The 15,504-nt window shown below is 54.9% G+C and carries 18 protein-coding genes; 11 read left to right on the top strand and 7 right to left on the bottom strand.

The annotated features are described in order from the left end of the window. The first annotated feature begins 83 nt into the window (after positions 1 to 83). From exuR to KGP24_RS20460, 10 genes are all read left to right on the top strand, one after another. Positions 84 to 860 (top strand): transcriptional regulator ExuR, encoded by a 777-nt coding sequence (gene exuR / locus KGP24_RS20415; protein ID WP_023309288.1) that lies wholly within the window; start codon positions 84 to 86, stop codon positions 858 to 860. A gap of 344 nt (positions 861 to 1,204) precedes the next feature. After that, complete coding sequence (gene yqjA / locus KGP24_RS20420) at positions 1,205 to 1,867, top strand: DedA family general envelope maintenance protein YqjA (RefSeq protein WP_223561639.1); 663 nt, start codon at positions 1,205 to 1,207, stop codon at positions 1,865 to 1,867. A gap of 2 nt (positions 1,868 to 1,869) precedes the next feature. Then, positions 1,870 to 2,253, top strand: coding sequence for an EnvZ/OmpR regulon moderator MzrA (gene mzrA, locus KGP24_RS20425; RefSeq protein WP_223561640.1), 384 nt, complete (start codon positions 1,870 to 1,872; stop codon positions 2,251 to 2,253). Between the two features lie 142 nt (positions 2,254 to 2,395). Next, on the top strand, positions 2,396 to 2,764 hold the full coding sequence (locus tag KGP24_RS20430; protein WP_008503142.1) for a DUF1090 domain-containing protein: 369 nt from the start codon (positions 2,396 to 2,398) through the stop codon (positions 2,762 to 2,764). Between the two features lie 31 nt (positions 2,765 to 2,795). Further along, on the top strand, positions 2,796 to 3,101 hold the full coding sequence (locus tag KGP24_RS20435; RefSeq protein ID WP_008503141.1) for a YqjD family protein: 306 nt from the start codon (positions 2,796 to 2,798) through the stop codon (positions 3,099 to 3,101). A gap of 1 nt (position 3,102) precedes the next feature. Further along, entirely contained in the window at positions 3,103 to 3,495 is a 393-nt protein-coding gene (locus KGP24_RS20440) for a phage holin family protein (RefSeq protein ID WP_023333540.1), read from the top strand. Between the two features lie 2 nt (positions 3,496 to 3,497). Continuing rightward, a complete protein-coding gene (locus tag KGP24_RS20445; RefSeq protein ID WP_223561641.1) occupies positions 3,498 to 3,794 on the top strand; it encodes a YqjK-like family protein in 297 nt (98 codons plus the stop codon). A gap of 248 nt (positions 3,795 to 4,042) precedes the next feature. Continuing rightward, complete coding sequence (locus KGP24_RS20450; RefSeq protein WP_023309292.1) at positions 4,043 to 4,435, top strand: DoxX family protein; 393 nt, start codon at positions 4,043 to 4,045, stop codon at positions 4,433 to 4,435. Positions 4,436 to 4,506: 71 nt separating this feature from the next. Beyond that, complete coding sequence (locus KGP24_RS20455; protein ID WP_223561642.1) at positions 4,507 to 5,493, top strand: glutathione S-transferase family protein; 987 nt, start codon at positions 4,507 to 4,509, stop codon at positions 5,491 to 5,493. Positions 5,494 to 5,600: 107 nt separating this feature from the next. Continuing rightward, on the top strand, positions 5,601 to 5,966 hold the full coding sequence (locus KGP24_RS20460; protein WP_023294635.1) for a DUF805 domain-containing protein: 366 nt from the start codon (positions 5,601 to 5,603) through the stop codon (positions 5,964 to 5,966). 39 nt (positions 5,967 to 6,005) lie between these two features. On the opposite strand, the gene KGP24_RS20465 is transcribed toward KGP24_RS20460, so the two are convergent. After that, positions 6,006 to 6,908 (bottom strand): LysR family transcriptional regulator, encoded by a 903-nt coding sequence (locus KGP24_RS20465; protein WP_223561643.1) that lies wholly within the window; start codon positions 6,906 to 6,908, stop codon positions 6,006 to 6,008. Positions 6,909 to 7,012: 104 nt separating this feature from the next. On the opposite strand from KGP24_RS20465, the gene KGP24_RS20470 reads away from it, so the two are divergent. Next, a complete protein-coding gene (locus KGP24_RS20470; RefSeq protein ID WP_223561644.1) occupies positions 7,013 to 7,714 on the top strand; it encodes a pirin family protein in 702 nt (233 codons plus the stop codon). 90 nt (positions 7,715 to 7,804) lie between these two features. Here the strand turns inward: KGP24_RS20470 and KGP24_RS20475 are convergent, their stop codons facing one another. The 6 genes from KGP24_RS20475 to tdcA all read right to left on the bottom strand — a co-directional run bounded on the left by KGP24_RS20475 (position 7,805) and on the right by tdcA (position 15,265). After that, the gene (locus KGP24_RS20475) at positions 7,805 to 8,215 is read right to left on the bottom strand and encodes a hypothetical protein (RefSeq protein ID WP_194401299.1); all 411 of its coding nucleotides are present in this window, start codon (positions 8,213 to 8,215) and stop codon (positions 7,805 to 7,807) included. Positions 8,216 to 8,364: 149 nt separating this feature from the next. Continuing rightward, positions 8,365 to 10,659 (bottom strand): formate C-acetyltransferase, encoded by a 2,295-nt coding sequence (gene pflB, locus KGP24_RS20480; protein WP_223561645.1) that lies wholly within the window; start codon positions 10,657 to 10,659, stop codon positions 8,365 to 8,367. A gap of 15 nt (positions 10,660 to 10,674) precedes the next feature. After that, entirely contained in the window at positions 10,675 to 11,883 is a 1,209-nt protein-coding gene (gene tdcD / locus KGP24_RS20485) for a propionate kinase (RefSeq protein ID WP_223563538.1), read from the bottom strand. A 30-nt stretch (positions 11,884 to 11,913) separates the two neighbouring features. Next, entirely contained in the window at positions 11,914 to 13,245 is a 1,332-nt protein-coding gene (tdcC, locus tag KGP24_RS20490) for a threonine/serine transporter TdcC (RefSeq protein ID WP_023333551.1), read from the bottom strand. A gap of 9 nt (positions 13,246 to 13,254) precedes the next feature. Next, a complete protein-coding gene (gene tdcB, locus KGP24_RS20495) occupies positions 13,255 to 14,244 on the bottom strand; it encodes a bifunctional threonine ammonia-lyase/L-serine ammonia-lyase TdcB (protein WP_223561646.1) in 990 nt (329 codons plus the stop codon). 100 nt (positions 14,245 to 14,344) lie between these two features. Further along, complete coding sequence (gene tdcA / locus KGP24_RS20500) at positions 14,345 to 15,265, bottom strand: transcriptional regulator TdcA (protein ID WP_008501504.1); 921 nt, start codon at positions 15,263 to 15,265, stop codon at positions 14,345 to 14,347. Between the last annotated feature and the right edge of the window lie 239 nt (positions 15,266 to 15,504).

The raw sequence follows: 15,504 nt of genomic DNA on the forward strand, positions 1-15,504 counted from the left end.
CGGCTTTTTTAATGGCAAAATCTGGAGAGTGGCACGCAAAAGTGGTATAACAAATCATCTGCCGTACCCTGCCTGGAGCGCATATGGAAATCACCGAACCACGTCGTTTATATCAACAACTTGCTGCGGAGCTGAAAGATCGCATCGAGCAAGGGGTCTACCTTGTCGGTGATAAACTTCCCGCCGAGCGCTTTATCGCAGATGAAAAAAGCGTGAGCCGCACCGTGGTGCGTGAAGCAATTATCATGCTGGAAGTGGAAGGCTACGTTGAGGTACGCAAAGGTTCCGGCATTCACGTGATTTCTAATCTGCCGAAACACTCTCCCGTCGCGGACGAAAGTCTGGAATTCGCCAGCTATGGCCCCTTTGAGCTGCTCCAGGCTCGCCAGCTGATCGAAAGCAATATTGCTGAGTTTGCGGCGACGCAGGTGACCAAGCAGGACATCATGAAGCTGATGGAGATCCAGGAGAATGCCCGTAAGGAGAAATGTTTCCGCGATTCAGAGTGGGATCTTCAGTTCCACGTTCAGGTCGCCCTGGCAACCCAAAACACGGCGCTGGCGGCAATCGTTGAAAAAATGTGGACTCAGCGCGTTCACAACCCGTACTGGAAAAAACTGCACGACCATATCGATTCCCGCACCGTCGACAACTGGTGCGACGATCACGACCAAATCCTTAAAGCGCTGATTCGTAAAGATCCGCATGCCGCTAAGCTGGCGATGTGGCAGCACCTGGAAAACACCAAGCAGATGCTGTTCAACGAAACCAGTGATGACTTCGAATTTAACGCTGACCGCTATCTTTTTGCCGATAATCCGGTTGTTCATCTCGATACGGCTTCCAGTGCCGCAAAATAGATGACCTTTCTGCTGGCAGGCGCTACGTTGCGCCTTCCGGCTTACATGGGTAAGCAAAACATATATAGTGTCAGCCTTTGTAAATCCCCTCGCTCACTTCCTGGGCTTACGCCAAAATCAACTCACCCCTGCAAATTCTGTGACGCAGAACGTTGGGCTTTGTTACAATTGGATTCAATTCCTTATTTTGTAAGTTAGTGCTTGCTAACCAGCCAATTAACAGGGAACAGTGTTGGCCACACCGCAATGTGTCCGCGAGCGACCATAATGAAATCACAACAATGTCGCCGTGCTGTTTGTCCCGGATAACAGGCGTGACGTTAACCGATTTCCAGGAACACTGAATGGAACTTTTGACCCAACTACTGCATGCCCTCTGGGCGCAGGATTTTGAAACGCTGGCCAACCCTTCCATGATTGGCATGCTCTATTTCGTCTTGTTTATGATCCTGTTCCTTGAGAACGGTTTGTTGCCTGCTGCCTTCCTGCCCGGTGACAGTTTGCTGGTGCTTGTCGGCGTGCTGTGTGCCAAAGGGGCGATGGCGTTTCCACACACCGTTTTATTACTGACCGTCGCGGCCAGCCTCGGCTGCTGGGTGAGCTATATCCAGGGACGATGGCTGGGCAATACCCGGATCGTCCAGAACTGGCTCTCTCATCTTCCTGCGCATTATCACCAGCGGGCGCACCACCTTTTTCATAAGCACGGGCTTTCCGCGCTGCTGATTGGCCGCTTTATCGCCTTTGTTCGCACCCTGTTGCCCACCATTGCCGGTCTGTCGGGTTTGAGCAGCACGCGCTTCCAGTTCTTTAACTGGATGAGCGGCCTGCTATGGGTGCTTATTCTGACGACGCTCGGCTATGCGCTGGGTAAAACGCCGGTCTTTATGAAATATGAAGACCAACTGATGTCCTGCCTGATGCTGCTGCCTGTGGTTCTGCTGGTATTCGGCCTGATTGGCTCACTGGTTGTCTTGTGGAAAAAGAAATACGGAGCCAGAGGCTAACGATGGTTATCTCACCGCTCGCCCTGCGCCGTTTCGCTTTTGCCGTGATTACGCTGGTGGGGCTCAGCGCCCTGCTGCTGGCATGGAGCGCGCTTTCGCATCAGGAATCGACCCTGGCCATCCGCCCGGTAAACCAGGGCGCCAGCGTGCCTGACGGTTTTTCTGTCTGGCATCATCTGGATGCGAACGGGATCAGCTTTAAGAGCATCACTCCGCAGGACGACGTTTTACTGATCAAGTTTGATTCTCGTGCGCAAAGTGCCGCCGCGAAAGTGGTTCTCGACCGTACGCTGCCGCACGGGTATATCATTGCCCAGCAGGAGGATGACAGCCAGCCTGCGGCCTGGCTGTCATTGATTCGCGATACGTCGCATCGGTTTGGATAACTTCCAGGATTCCGAATCTTTTCACTCACTTTGGTGAATCCCCCGTTTACTTACTATGCTTAAGTACGCGGAGCACCCCTCAATGTACTCCGCATAACTTTGGATAGCGGCTTATGCCGCCACACAATGGAAGGTTTCGATAATGAAATTCCGCATGACTCTGGCTCTGGCCCTTTTTTCTTTAAGCACAGCATCCTTCGCAAACTCTCTCTGTCAGGAGAAAGAACAGGATATTCAGCGTGAGATCGGTTATGCCGAGAAGCATAACAATCAGCACCGAGTTGATGGTCTTAAAAAAGCGCTGAGCGAAGTGAAAGCGAACTGTTCAGACAGCAAGCTTCGTGCCGACCACCAGAAGAAAATCGCTGAACAGAAGGACGAGATAGCCGAGCGCCGTCGCGACCTGCAGGAAGCGAAAGAGAAAGGGGATGCGGAAAAAATTGCTAAGCGCGAGAAGAAGTTGAAAGAAGCGCAGGATGATCTGAAAGCGCTGGAAGCTCGCGATTATTGAGTTAACGGAAATCTCAACAGGAGAGAGAATCATGTCAAAAGATACGACGTCTGAACATCTGCGCGCTGAGCTGAAATCCCTGGCCGATACCCTTGAAGAGGTGCTGAACTCCTCTGCTGATAAGTCAAAAGAAGAGGTCAGCAAGCTGCGCAGCAAGGCGGAGCAGGCGCTGAAAGAGAGCCGCTATCGCCTGGGTGAAACCGGTGATGCACTGGCGAAACAGACCCGCGAAGCGGCTGCGCGCGCCGACGAATACGTGCGTGATAATCCATGGACGGGTGTTGGGATTGGTGCCGCAGTGGGTGTGGTACTGGGTGTCCTTCTGACGCGTCGTTGATATGGAAGATCCTCGTCACGCACAAGGGCCTGCTAACAACGTCCTCGGCATCGGCCAGCGTATTTTAACGACGCTGGTCGGGATTGCCGAAACGCGCGTCCGGCTTGCAGTGGTCGAGCTGGAAGAGGAGAAAGCGAACCTCTTCCAGATGCTGCTGATGCTCGGGCTGACCATGCTTTTCGCCGCGTTTGGTCTGATGAGCCTGATGGTGTTAATCATCTGGGCCATTGACCCGCAGTATCGTCTTAACGCGATGATTGCGACCACCGTCGTTCTGCTGGTCGCAGCGTTGATAGGCGGTATCTGGACGCTGCGTAAGGCGCGCAAGTCCACTTTCCTGCGCCATACGCGTCAGGAGCTGGCGAACGATCGCGCCCTGCTGGAGGATGACTAGCCGTGAGCGGTAAAGCCGAACGTCAAAAGCGAAAAGCGAGCCTGTTAAGCCAGATCCAGCAGCAACGACTGGATCTGTCAGCCAGTCGTCGCGACTGGATTGACGCGACGCGACGGTTTGACCGGGGCTGGAATACCGTCCTGAGCCTGCGTTCATGGGCCCTGGTCGGCAGCAGCGTGATGGCTATCTGGTCCGTTCGTCATCCGAATATGCTGATCCGCTGGGCACGCCGTGGATTTGGCGCCTGGAGCGCCTGGCGTCTGGTGAAAGCAACGTTGCGGCAGCAGCAGCTTCGGTGATAAAAGCAAAACGGTAACCCTGGTTACCGTTTTTTTTGCGCCTTCTCCCCGTGGAAGAGGGTTGGGTAAGGGCACCCGCGCGCACGATCCCTTACTCAATATCTTTGAAAGAGATTGACAGTTTTCCTTGCTAACAATTGCTACCCGCCCCGTTTATTATCCTCTCCATCGACAGCAACGACGCGGTATCTACCCGTAATTGCAGACAAATAATGTTCAGCCGCTCATGTGGTTTCCTGGAGAGTAAAATGAAAAAATTAGAAGATGTTGGTGTACTGGTCGCGCGTATTTTGATGCCAATTCTGTTCATCGTGGCAGGTTGGGGAAAAATCACCGGTTATGCGGGTACCCAGCAGTATATGGAAGCCATGGGCGTTCCGGGGTTCCTGCTGCCACTGACCATTCTGCTTGAGTTCGGCGGCGGCCTGGCGGTACTGTTCGGCTTCCTGACCCGTACCACCGCGCTGTTTACCGCAGGCTTCACCGTGCTGACAGCGTTCATCTTCCACAGCAACTTTGCGGAAGGCGTCAACTCTCTGATGTTCATGAAAAACCTGACCATCGCGGGTGGCTTCCTGCTGCTGGCCGTCACTGGCCCGGGCGCATACAGCATCGACCGCGTTCTGAATAAGAAGTGGTAAGCACGCTATACTGAATGAACTTAAAGCGAGGAGACATCTCCTCGCTTTTGCTATCTGACGGAGGAGAAAAAATGGGACAACTCGTAGACGGCGTATGGCAGGATGTCTGGTATGACACCAAATCCACCGGAGGTCGCTTCAAGCGCTCAGTTTCGGCCTTCCGTAACTGGCTGACCGCCGACGGTGCGCCGGGCCCAAGCGGCGAAGGCGGCTTTGCGGCTGAGAAAGATCGTTACCATCTTTATGTTTCGCTTGCCTGCCCGTGGGCCCACCGCACGCTGATTGTGCGCAAGCTTAAAGGTCTCGAATCCTTAATTCCGGTTTCAGTCGTCAACCCGCTGATGCTGGAAAACGGCTGGACGTTTGACGATGATTTCCCTGCGGCGACCGGCGACGATCTTTACCACCATGATTTCCTTTACCAGCTCTATTTGCGCGCCGATCCTCACTACACCGGGCGCGTTACCGTGCCGGTGCTGTGGGACAAGAAAAACCAGACGATTGTCAGCAATGAATCTGCGGAAATCATCCGCATGTTCAATACCGCGTTTGATGCGCACGGCGCACGTGCCGGAGATTACTATCCGGTTGAGCTGCGCGAGAAAATTGATGAGCTGAACGGCTGGATTTACGACAACGTCAACAACGGTGTCTACAAGGCCGGTTTCGCCACCAGCCAGGAAGCGTATGACGAAGCGGTCGGAAAGGTATTTGAATCCCTGGAGCGCCTGGAGCAGATCCTGGGCCAGCGTCGCTACCTGACGGGCGATCGCCTGACGGAAGCGGACATTCGCCTGTGGACCACGCTGATTCGCTTCGATCCGGTCTATGTCACCCACTTTAAGTGCGACAAGCACCGCATTAGCGATTACCTGAACCTGCATGGTTTCCTGCGCGACATCTACCAGATGCCGGGCATCGCGGAGACGGTTAACTTCGACCATATTCGCACCCACTATTTCCGCAGCCACAAGACCATCAACCCGACGGGCATTATCTCTATCGGCCCGTGGCAGAACCTGGATGAACCTCACGGGCGCGACGTCCGTTTTGGATAAATATTAAGGGCATCAATAGATGCCCTTTTTTAATTCACAATCTCCATCTATCCTTACTTTGATTACTTAAAAAACAAGTGATTGACCGATTATTGAGGCAAGGAAAAATGGACTGGTATTTAAAAGTACTACGCAACTACATCGGATTTGGTGGCCGTGCCCGCCGCAAAGAGTACTGGATGTTCGTTCTGGTGAACTTCATCCTCATCATGGTGCTGGGGATTGTGGATAAAATTCTTGGCTGGGAGCGGGCTGGCGGTGAAGGCGTGCTGACCACCATTTATGGCCTGTTAGTCCTGCTGCCATCATGGGCGGTGCTGTTCCGTCGACTGCACGACACCGATCGTTCTGCGTGGTGGTTACTGCTGCTGTTGATCCCGATCGTGGGCTGGATCGTAATTTTGATTTTCAACTGCCAGAGCGGGACACCGGGCGAAAACCGCTTTGGTCCGGATCCTAAGATCGGCGCATAAAAAAAGCCCGGTGACGCACAGCGATCCGGGCTTACAGACCTATTTATTATATTGCGCGAAAAGCTTCGGAATTTCGCGTAAACACCATGATTTGGCTTCGCCCATGCTGTCACGACGCCACGCCATAATGATATCCACCTCGTGGCTATATTCCGGGCTGACAACGCGCAGCCGGCCTTCAGCAATGTCTTTTTCGACAAACGGGTACGGCATGGTCGCCACGCCCAAACCGGCCAATAGCGCCTGCCGTTTGTCTTCCAGTGACGTGACCGTCAGACGAGGCTGTTTATCCAGCAGCTGCACCGTCAGCACCGGACGCTCGCGCGCGGTATCCGCAACCGCCACGCCGCGATACTTCACGCGCGTCACTTCAGATAGCGGCTCCGGCTCCTGGTGAATCGGGTGATTGGGAGCAGCAACATAGACGTTCATCACGCTGTAGAGCTTGCGCGAGTTGATTTCCGATGAGGAACGGAAGTGCATGTCCGGCGCAATCACAATATCCGCCCTGCCCGTTTCCAGACGTTCCCACGCGCCTGCCAGCACCTCGGTGATGATTGACAGCTGCGTATTGGCCTTAGCCGCCAGGCGGTCCACCAGTGGGAACAGCGCTTCTGTCGGCACCAGCGCTTCGGTAACTAACGTCAGATGGGTTTCCCAGCCGCGCGCCAGCGCTTCGGCGTCCGTCGTGAGCTTGTCCGCCGCTTCCAGCAGCACGCGGCCGCGCTCCAGCAGCATTCGCCCCACGTTGGTGAATTTTGTTCGATGACCGGAGCGGTCAAACAGCACCACGTCCAGCTCTTCCTCCAGCTTCTGCATAGTGTAGCTTAGGGCAGACGGAACGCGCCCCAGCTCATCTGCCGCCGCCGCAAAACTGCCGCGCCGGTCAATCGCGTCCATGACGCGAAGCGCCTCAAGCGTCAATGCTCTCTCTTTAGCCATCTCGTTCTCATTCAGGAAATTTGAACATACCGGGCAGAATATCTGGCTAACAATGCAGCGTCCATACCTTTACCATTGTTTTAGTGTAAAGAGAGGTCAAGTTTATGATTACGACAAGAACAGCTAAACAGTGCGGACAAGCCGATTTCGGTTGGCTGCAGGCCCGCTACACCTTTTCCTTTGGACACTACTTTGACCCTAAACTCCTCGGTTACGCTTCACTGCGCGTGTTGAACCAGGAAGTGCTCGCCCCGGGCGCTTCCTTCCAGCCGCGTACGTACCCGAAAGTCGATATCCTGAACCTGATCCTGGAAGGCGAGGCAGAATACCGCGATAGCGAGGGCAATCATGTCCAGGCAAAGGCTGGCGAAGCGTTGTTAATTTCCACGCAGCCGGGCATCAGCTACAGCGAGCATAACCTCAGCAAAGACAAAACGCTGACCCGCATGCAGCTGTGGCTGGACGCCTGCCCCGAGCGGGAAAACCCGCTGGTACAGAAGTTAGATTTAACGGGCGATAAGCAGCAGCTGATTGCATCGCCGGACGGCAGTAAAGGTAGTCTGCAGCTGCGCCAGCAGGTGTGGCTGCATCATATCGAGCTGAAGAAAGGTGAACAGGCGAGCTTCCAGCTTCATGGTCCGCGCGCCTATTTACAGTCTATTCACGGTACGATGCATGCGGTGACGCACGCGGAAGAGAAAGAAGCGCTCACCTGCGGCGACGGGGCGTTTATTCGCGATGAGGCGAACATCACCCTGGTGGCGGATACGCCGCTGCGCGCGCTGCTGATTGATTTGCCGGTTTAGAGAATACCCTCACCCTAACCCTCTCCCAATGGGAGAGGGAACCGATCGAGCCACGGCAGAATCATCCGGCGCCTTACGCGACGTACGGAATCACTCTGCCAGCGCGTTAGCCATATCGGTTCTAATCTGCTTACGCTGTTCCGGCGTCAACACCTGGCTGACATCGAAGTAATATTTCACGCGGTAATAGCGGGCCTGCTCTTCAATTTTGCTAAAGGCGACAAGCTGGCTTTTCACCGTGCTTTCGTCCCATTTACCCGCCTGGAACATGTCGATCAGCGCGCCGTCCTTCACCCCTGTCATCGGGATCTTGCTGACATTTTGTTCCAGCTGCTTATGCAGATCTGCAATTTTCTTAACCTGCTCATTGCTGAGCTTCAGGTGCTGTACCAGCGGATCCTGCGATGGAGACGGGGCAGCCTCAACGTTCGCGGCCTGTGCCGTAAAACTGCACACTGCCAGCGAGGCGGCAACCAGCGCAATACGGGTCATTTTCATCATCTTACTGTCCTTACATGCTGTTATAGGGAAAAGCAGGCGTATTGTTTTTCAAGAGCGGATGAATATGTGTGAGTAATTATACAAACAATTTTGTATGTTTAGCGGGCAAAAAAATGCCCCCTGCGTTGAGGGGGCATGAGCACTCGCGTTTAGATGGATTGGGTAAACGTCCTCGAAATCACGTCCTGCTGCTGCTCGCGCGTCAGGGCGTTAAACCGCACCGCATAACCAGAAACGCGGATCGTCAGGTTCGGATAGTTCTCCGGATGGGCGACGGCATCCAGCAGCATCTCCCGGTTCATCACGTTGACGTTCAGGTGTTGCCCGCCCTCAATGGTCGCTTCGTGGTGGAAGTATCCGTCCAGCAGCCCGACAAGGTTGGTTTTGCGCACCGGCTCGTCCTTGCCCAGTGCCTGCGGCACGATGGAGAAGGTGTAGGAGATCCCGTCTTTGGCATAGGTGAACGGCAGCTTGGCGACCGAGGTTAACGACGCCACCGCCCCTTTTCTGTCGCGCCCGTGCATCGGGTTGGCGCCAGGCGCAAACGGCGTACCGCCGCGGCGTCCGTCCGGCGTGTTCCCGGTCTTCTGGCCGTAAACCACGTTGGAGGTGATGGTCAGAATCGACTGGGTCGGTACCGCGTTGCGGTAGGTTGGCAGCGCCTGAATTTTCTTCATAAAGCGCTCCACCAGGTCGCAGGCGATGCTGTCCACGCGATCGTCGTTGTTGCCGTACTGCGGATAGTCCCCTTCAATCACGAAATCGACCGCCAGACCGGTATGGTCACGCACCGGCTTCACCGTGGCGTATTTAATGGCCGACAGGGAATCCGCGGCTACCGACAGCCCGGCAATGCCGCAGGCCATGGTGCGGTATACGTCCCGGTCGTGCAGCGCCATCAGCGAGGCTTCGTAGCTGTACTTATCATGCATGTAGTGAATGAGGTTCAGGGCGCTGATGTACTGCACCGCCAGCCAGTCCATAAAGTGATCGAGGCTCGCCATCACGGTGTCGTAATCCAGCACGTCGTCCAGCAGCGGCTCGGTTTTCGGACCGACCTGGATCTTCAGCTTCTCATCCACCCCGCCGTTGATCGCGTACAGCAGCGTTTTGGCGAGGTTGGCACGCGCGCCAAAGAACTGCATCTGCTTGCCGATCACCATCGGGCTGACGCAGCAGGCAATGGCGTAGTCGTCGCTGTTGAAGTCCGCACGCATCAGATCGTCGTTCTCGTACTGCAGAGAAGAGGTGACGATCGACACCTGCGCGGCGTATTTCTTGAACGCGATCGGCAGCTGTTCAGACCAGAGGATCGTCAGGTTCGGCTCCGGCGCAGGCCCCATGGTGTGTAGGGTATGTAGATAGCGGAAGCTGTTTTTGGTCACCAGCGTGCGCCCGTCCAGCCCCATGCCGCCGATCACTTCCGTCGCCCAGATAGGCTCGCCGGAGAAGAGCGTGTCGAACTCCGGCGTGCGCAGGAAGCGCACCATGCGGATCTTCATGATGAAGTGATCGATCAGCTCCTGCGCCTGGACTTCGTTCAGCCGTCCTGCCCGCATGTCGCGTTCAATGTAGATATCGAGGAACGAGGCCGTGCGCCCCAGCGACATCGCCCCGCCGTTCTGGGATTTCACCGCTGCAAGGTAGGCAAAATAGACCCACTGCACCGCTTCCTGGGCGTTCATCGCCGGGCGTGCGATATCAAACCCATAGTTCGCCGCCATCTGCTGGATCTGCAGCAGCGCACGCCTGTGCTCCGCCAGCTCTTCACGCAGGCGGATCGTCGCCTCCAGATCTTCTCCGCGCTCCAGCCTGCCCTGCAGATCCGCAAACTGAAGTTCACGCTCGCGCACCAGATAAGCGATCCCGTACAGCGCCACGCGGCGATAGTCACCGATGATGCGTCCGCGCCCGTAGCCGTCCGGCAAGCCGGTCAGCACGCCGGATTTACGACAGCGCATCATCTCCGGGGAGTAGACGTCAAACACGCCCTGGTTGTGGGTTTTGCGCAGGTCGGTAAAAAGGTATTCGAACTGCGGATCCATCTCCCGGCCATAGGCTTCGAACGAGCTGCGGATCATGTTGATCCCGCCATAAGGATGCAGCGCGCGCTTGAGCGGCTTATCGGTTTGCAGGCCGACGATCGTCTCCAGATCCTGGTCGATATAGCCCGGCCCGTGGGCGGTAATGGTGGTGGCAATGTTGGTGTCAAAATCCACCGGAGCGTGGGTGGCATTCTCCTGGCGAATGCCGACCATTACCTTCTGCCACAGCGCCGTCGTTGCTGGCGTCGCCTGCGCGAGGAAAGCTTCATCGCCTTCATAAGGGGTGTAGTTATGCTGAATAAAATCGCGGACGTTGACGGTGTTTTTCCATTCTTCACCGCGAAACCCGGCCCACGCGTCGCTGTAGGGCGCGACGCCCGTATCGATTGTTACTTTCATGTGTTTCTCGCTTTATCAGGCGTAAGCCGCAGCCGGGGTAACCTTCCCAAGACGGAGGGCGTCCAGCGCGATCATTTTTTCTTCGTTGGTAGGGACCACCGCGCAGGCCACGCGGGACGACCCGGTGGAGATCACGCGCTCGCCCGCGCTGCCCGGCAGGGCATTTTTGGCGTCGTCGAGGATGATGCCGAAGACCTTCAGATGTTCCGCCACCAGCGCGCGGACAAGCTTCGAGTTTTCGCCAATGCCGCCGGTAAAGACCACCCCATCCAGACGGTGCAGCGACGCCGCGTGGCCGGCGATATGCCGCGCAATGCGGTGAACGAAGGTATGGATAGCCAGCTGCGCCCGCTCGTTGCCTTCGTGCCAGGCTTTCTCCAGCGTGCGTAAATCGGACGAGATACCGGAGATCCCCAGCAACCCGGACTCTTTATTGACCACGCGCTCCAGGTCCTCAAACGATTGCCCGGTCTGGTGGGCAATCCACGCCATCGCACCGAAGTCCACGTCGCCGCAGCGCGTGCCCATAACCAGCCCTTCCAGCGGCGTCATCCCCATGGAGGTATCAACGCTTTCGCCGTTGCGCACCGCGCAGATGGACGCCCCGTTGCCAAGATGGGCAATCACCAGGCCGCTGTCATCGGGGGACAGCCCGAGAAGCGTATGCGCCTGCGTGGCAACGTAACGGTGAGAGGTGCCGTGGAAGCCGTAGCGGCGCACGCCCAGCTCTTCAAAATAGCGGTACGGCAAGCCGTACAGATACGCCTTTGGCGGCAGCGTCTGGTGGAAGCTGGTATCAAATACCGCGACCTGCTGCACGCCCGGGAACAGGCGCTCTGCCGCTTCCACGCCGCTCAGGTTGGCGTAGTTATGCAGTGGCGCCAGCGGGGAGACCTGACGGATCTGCGCGATCACCTCTTCCGAGATAAGGGTCGACTCGCTGAAGAGGTCGCCGCCGTGCGCAATGCGGTGGCCAATTAAGGCCACGCTGCTCATCAGGTTACGCTTCTCCAGCTCCAGGGCGATGGCAGCCAGCGCCCCTTCGTAGTCCTGGTGAGCAAGTCCGGCTGGCTCACCCCCGTTCACGGAAATAAAGGCCTTCTCGGTGTTGATCCCATCTGCAATGCCCGTCATCAGGGCATCGCAGCTGCTGGCGTCGAGCACCGAAAACTTAACGGAGGACGAACCGCAGTTAATTACCAGTACAACCGGATACTCAATCATCATGTGACTCCGCTCTTCCTGAGCAATGGGTTAGAACAGTTTGTAAACGATATTCAGAATGGTCAGCAGGCCGACCGCGGTAACGAAGATGTTCTCGGTACGCCCTTTGTATTTCGCCAGCGCAGGCGCTTTGCGGATGGCATACATCGGCAGCAGGCACAGCAGAGAGGCGATGATTGGTGCGCCCATGGCTTCAATAAGGTCCAGAATGTTCGGGTTGGCGTAGGCCACAACCCAGGTGGAACCCATGATGAACACCATGCTGATGGTGTTCAGTTTGCCGACAGAGACTTTCTTCTTATCGCCCTTGTAGCCGAACTTAAGGATCAGACCGTTCAGCCCTTCAAGCGTGCCCAGGTAGTGCCCGAAGAAGGATTTGAAGATAGCGACCAGCGCGATGATGGAGGCACCGTATTCCAGTACCGTTGCGAACGTCGATTTGGTGCCAGACATTGATGCAAAGTGGTTCGCCAGGTAGGAGAGCACCGGAATGTTCTGCGCCTTGGCGTCCGCCATGTTCTGCGGAGAGAGCGTAAACAGGCAGCTAAAGGCGAAGAACATTACTACGGCCACCATCAGCAGGCTGGCGCGACCGATGATTTTGGAACATTTCTGCTCGGTAAACTCTTTCCCGAACTCCGGCTCATACTCTTCGCGCTTGGAGACCACAAACGAGGAGACGATAGGCGAGAAGTTAAAGGAGAAGACCATGATGGAGATACCCAGCCATACGGTGACCAGAATGCCGTCATGACCGGTAAAGGCGATATCGCTCAGGTTGACCTGGTCGATCACCGCCGAGTTCCAGTAAGGGATCAGCGACAGGGAAATCAGCACCAGGCTGGCGATAAACGGAAATACCAGGAAGCTCATGACCTTCACCATCAGGTCTTTACCAAACCAGATAACAAAGGCCATCAGCAGCAGCAGGAACAGCGCCACGACGCCGCGATTCAGCGCGGGCAGCTGGAGCTGGTTTTCCCAGAAGGTCATAAAGGTGTTGGTAATGGTGACGCCATAAATCCACAGCAGCGGGCAAATGGCGAAGAAGTAGAGGAACGTGATGACCACCCCACCTGTCTTACCAAAGTGCTCTTCCACCGTTTCGGTGATGTTGCCGGAGACGTTGCTGCCGGAGAGACACAAACGCGCCAGCGCGCGGTGGCAGTAAAACGCAATGGGAAACGCGAGAACCAGCATCAGCAGGATAGGGATCAATCCGCCAAAGCCTGCGCGAATGGGGAAGAACAGCACGCCTGCGCCAATGGCGGTACCAAACAGGCCAAGTGTCCAGGTGGTATCAGACTTACGCCAGGAGGACGTTTTTGTCTGACCAACGATAATGCTTTCTGTGTTGCTCATAGGTCACCTTTATGCGTCAACGAAGCCGGTAATTTGGGAAACGCGGGAGAGGTCGATATTGCCGCCGGAAATAATGCAGACGGTTTTACGGCCCTGAATATAGTGGTCAAGTTTGCCGCTTAATAACGCGGCGCACGCCAGCGCGCCGGCACCTTCCGTCACCACTTTATTTCGCTGAATAAGGGCAATCATGCTGTCGCGAATGTTGTCTTCGCTGACCAGCACAATGTCATCGACCAGTTCACGAACGATTTCGAAGGTTAATTTCCCCGGACGAGAGACGTCGCAGCCGTCGGCTAACGTGCCGGTAACGCGGTGGTTGGTTATTTCTCCTGCCTGCCAGGAGGCTGCCATACCGTGAACATTTTCTGACTGCACGCCAATGATATTAATGGTGGGGTTGATGGATTTAATTGCCGTCGCGATCCCGGCAATTAAGCCGCCGCCGCCGATTGGCACAATGACGTTATCCACGTCATATAAATCTTCAAGAATTTCCAGACCGATGGTGCCCTGCCCGGCGATCACTTTGGCATCATCGTACGGTGGAATAAAAATACGCCCTTCCATCTCGACGATTTCGCTAACTTTGGCAATGGTGTCGTTGAAGTTCTCGCCGTGCAGCACGACTTCTGCGGAGTAGTCGCGCGTCGCGGCAACCTTAGACTTAGGCGCACCCATCGGCATCACCACTTTGCCGTCGATGCCAAGCATGGCGCAGGAGAGGGACACACCCTGCGCGTGGTTTCCCGCGGAGCAGGCGACAACGCCTTTGCGTTTCTCGGCATCGGTCAGCGAGCTTAATTTGTTAAACGCGCCGCGGATCTTAAACGAGCCGGTACGCTGCATGTTCTCAAACTTCAGGAATATTTCGCCCTTGCAGCGTTCGCTGAGATAATTCGAGCGCGGCATGCCGGTTTTATATACTTTTCCTGCCAGTCGTTTTCTGGCGTCCTGAATATCTTCAATCGTTACCGGGAGATCGTAGGTAATGTGCATAATATCCTCGTTATAATAATTCATTCTTTTCAGGCAAAGTCAGGGTATCAGAGCGTTACAGAGATAAGCTCTGGGTATTTTTAAAATGAATACTAATTATTCATCGTCGTCTTTCGATATTCATCGACGAATATTGTTTTGCCAGCTCAACTAATACTGACGCCGATTTTTTAATCCTGTAATTTTTTGACCACACGGCGGCATAACGCGCCACGGGTAATTCATCTTCCACGGGCAACACAATAAACTGGTCAGAACCGAACGGCGCAATCATGTCGCGGGGAATAACCGTCAGATAATCGGCATTCAGCACAAGGTTATAAATGGTGACGACGGAATCGGTCTGGACGATGTTTTCGATGCTGATGTGATTGTCTTGCAGAGTGGTCAGAAGTTCTTTGTAGTAGCCCATATCGGTTTGCGGCATCACCCACTGCTCGTGCGTGAGCGATGCCAGTGTCGTCGGGCCGGTGCACGTTCGCGTTTTGCTGGCGACCAGCACAAACTCGGACTCAAACAGCGGTTCGACGTGCAGATCCTGCAGCAGCATTTCATCACTCAGGGTGCCGATAGCGAAATCCAGACGACCGTCGCGAATGGCCGGAAGGAAAGAGGAGAGCTGGGCTTCATACATCGAGACGCGTGCTTTTGGGAACACTTCCTTAAATTTTTTGATCATCTCTGACAGGAAGGTAAAGCCGATCAGCGACGGGTAGCCAAAGGAAACGTCCATAACGGTACTGAAACTCAGACTGTTAATCTCACTCACCATATTTTTCATTTCGCGGGTGATCGACTCTGAGTACGAGAGCAGAACCTGGCCTGCGGCAGTGAGTTTTACGCCGGTGTTTTTACGCACCATCACTTCCACGCCGAAGTAGGACTCAATATCGCTGATGATTTTACTAACGGCGGGTTGCGTCAGGCCCAGCTGTCTTGCTGCAGAACCTATGGAGCCACTTTTAATGACTTCCTGAAATACCACGAGGTGCTGTGTTTTCGGTAGAATAATAGTGTTCATAATATTCTGCGCTTATTTCCCTATGACGGAGCGAATTCTACCTAATAGTGTTTCAGAGGGTATGTGCTGTCACTCACAATTTGCTTTTTAGCACGCTTTACTTGAACAACAACAATCTGAAAATACATTTATTATCAATGGCATAGATAAATACAGCCACACCATTACGCTGATATCGATCAACAAAATCAGTAGTAATAAATTTATTTTATGGCGATAACCCTGATAAATTTTCCAGC

The sequence above is a fragment of the Enterobacter sp. JBIWA008 genome (assembly GCF_019968765.1).
In the GTDB taxonomy this organism is placed as follows: Bacteria; Pseudomonadota; Gammaproteobacteria; order Enterobacterales; family Enterobacteriaceae; genus Enterobacter.

Excerpts from the sequence above, each read along its gene's own strand:
- exuR (WP_023309288.1), top strand. The coding sequence starts at position 84 with ATGGAAATCACCGAACCACGTCGTTTATATCAACAACTTGCTGCGGAG.
- yqjA (WP_223561639.1), top strand. The coding sequence starts at position 1,205 with ATGGAACTTTTGACCCAACTACTGCATGCCCTCTGGGCGCAGGATTTT.
- mzrA (WP_223561640.1), top strand. The coding sequence starts at position 1,870 with ATGGTTATCTCACCGCTCGCCCTGCGCCGTTTCGCTTTTGCCGTGATT.
- KGP24_RS20430 (WP_008503142.1), top strand. The coding sequence starts at position 2,396 with ATGAAATTCCGCATGACTCTGGCTCTGGCCCTTTTTTCTTTAAGCACA.
- KGP24_RS20435 (WP_008503141.1), top strand. The coding sequence starts at position 2,796 with ATGTCAAAAGATACGACGTCTGAACATCTGCGCGCTGAGCTGAAATCC.
- KGP24_RS20440 (WP_023333540.1), top strand. The coding sequence starts at position 3,103 with ATGGAAGATCCTCGTCACGCACAAGGGCCTGCTAACAACGTCCTCGGC.
- KGP24_RS20450 (WP_023309292.1), top strand. The coding sequence starts at position 4,043 with ATGAAAAAATTAGAAGATGTTGGTGTACTGGTCGCGCGTATTTTGATG.
- KGP24_RS20455 (WP_223561642.1), top strand. The coding sequence starts at position 4,507 with ATGGGACAACTCGTAGACGGCGTATGGCAGGATGTCTGGTATGACACC.
- KGP24_RS20460 (WP_023294635.1), top strand. The coding sequence starts at position 5,601 with ATGGACTGGTATTTAAAAGTACTACGCAACTACATCGGATTTGGTGGC.
- KGP24_RS20465 (WP_223561643.1), bottom strand. The coding sequence starts at position 6,908 with ATGGCTAAAGAGAGAGCATTGACGCTTGAGGCGCTTCGCGTCATGGAC.
- KGP24_RS20470 (WP_223561644.1), top strand. The coding sequence starts at position 7,013 with ATGATTACGACAAGAACAGCTAAACAGTGCGGACAAGCCGATTTCGGT.
- KGP24_RS20475 (WP_194401299.1), bottom strand. The coding sequence starts at position 8,215 with ATGATGAAAATGACCCGTATTGCGCTGGTTGCCGCCTCGCTGGCAGTG.
- pflB (WP_223561645.1), bottom strand. The coding sequence starts at position 10,659 with ATGAAAGTAACAATCGATACGGGCGTCGCGCCCTACAGCGACGCGTGG.
- tdcD (WP_223563538.1), bottom strand. The coding sequence starts at position 11,883 with ATGATTGAGTATCCGGTTGTACTGGTAATTAACTGCGGTTCGTCCTCC.
- tdcC (WP_023333551.1), bottom strand. The coding sequence starts at position 13,245 with ATGAGCAACACAGAAAGCATTATCGTTGGTCAGACAAAAACGTCCTCC.
- tdcB (WP_223561646.1), bottom strand. The coding sequence starts at position 14,244 with ATGCACATTACCTACGATCTCCCGGTAACGATTGAAGATATTCAGGAC.
- tdcA (WP_008501504.1), bottom strand. The coding sequence starts at position 15,265 with ATGAACACTATTATTCTACCGAAAACACAGCACCTCGTGGTATTTCAG.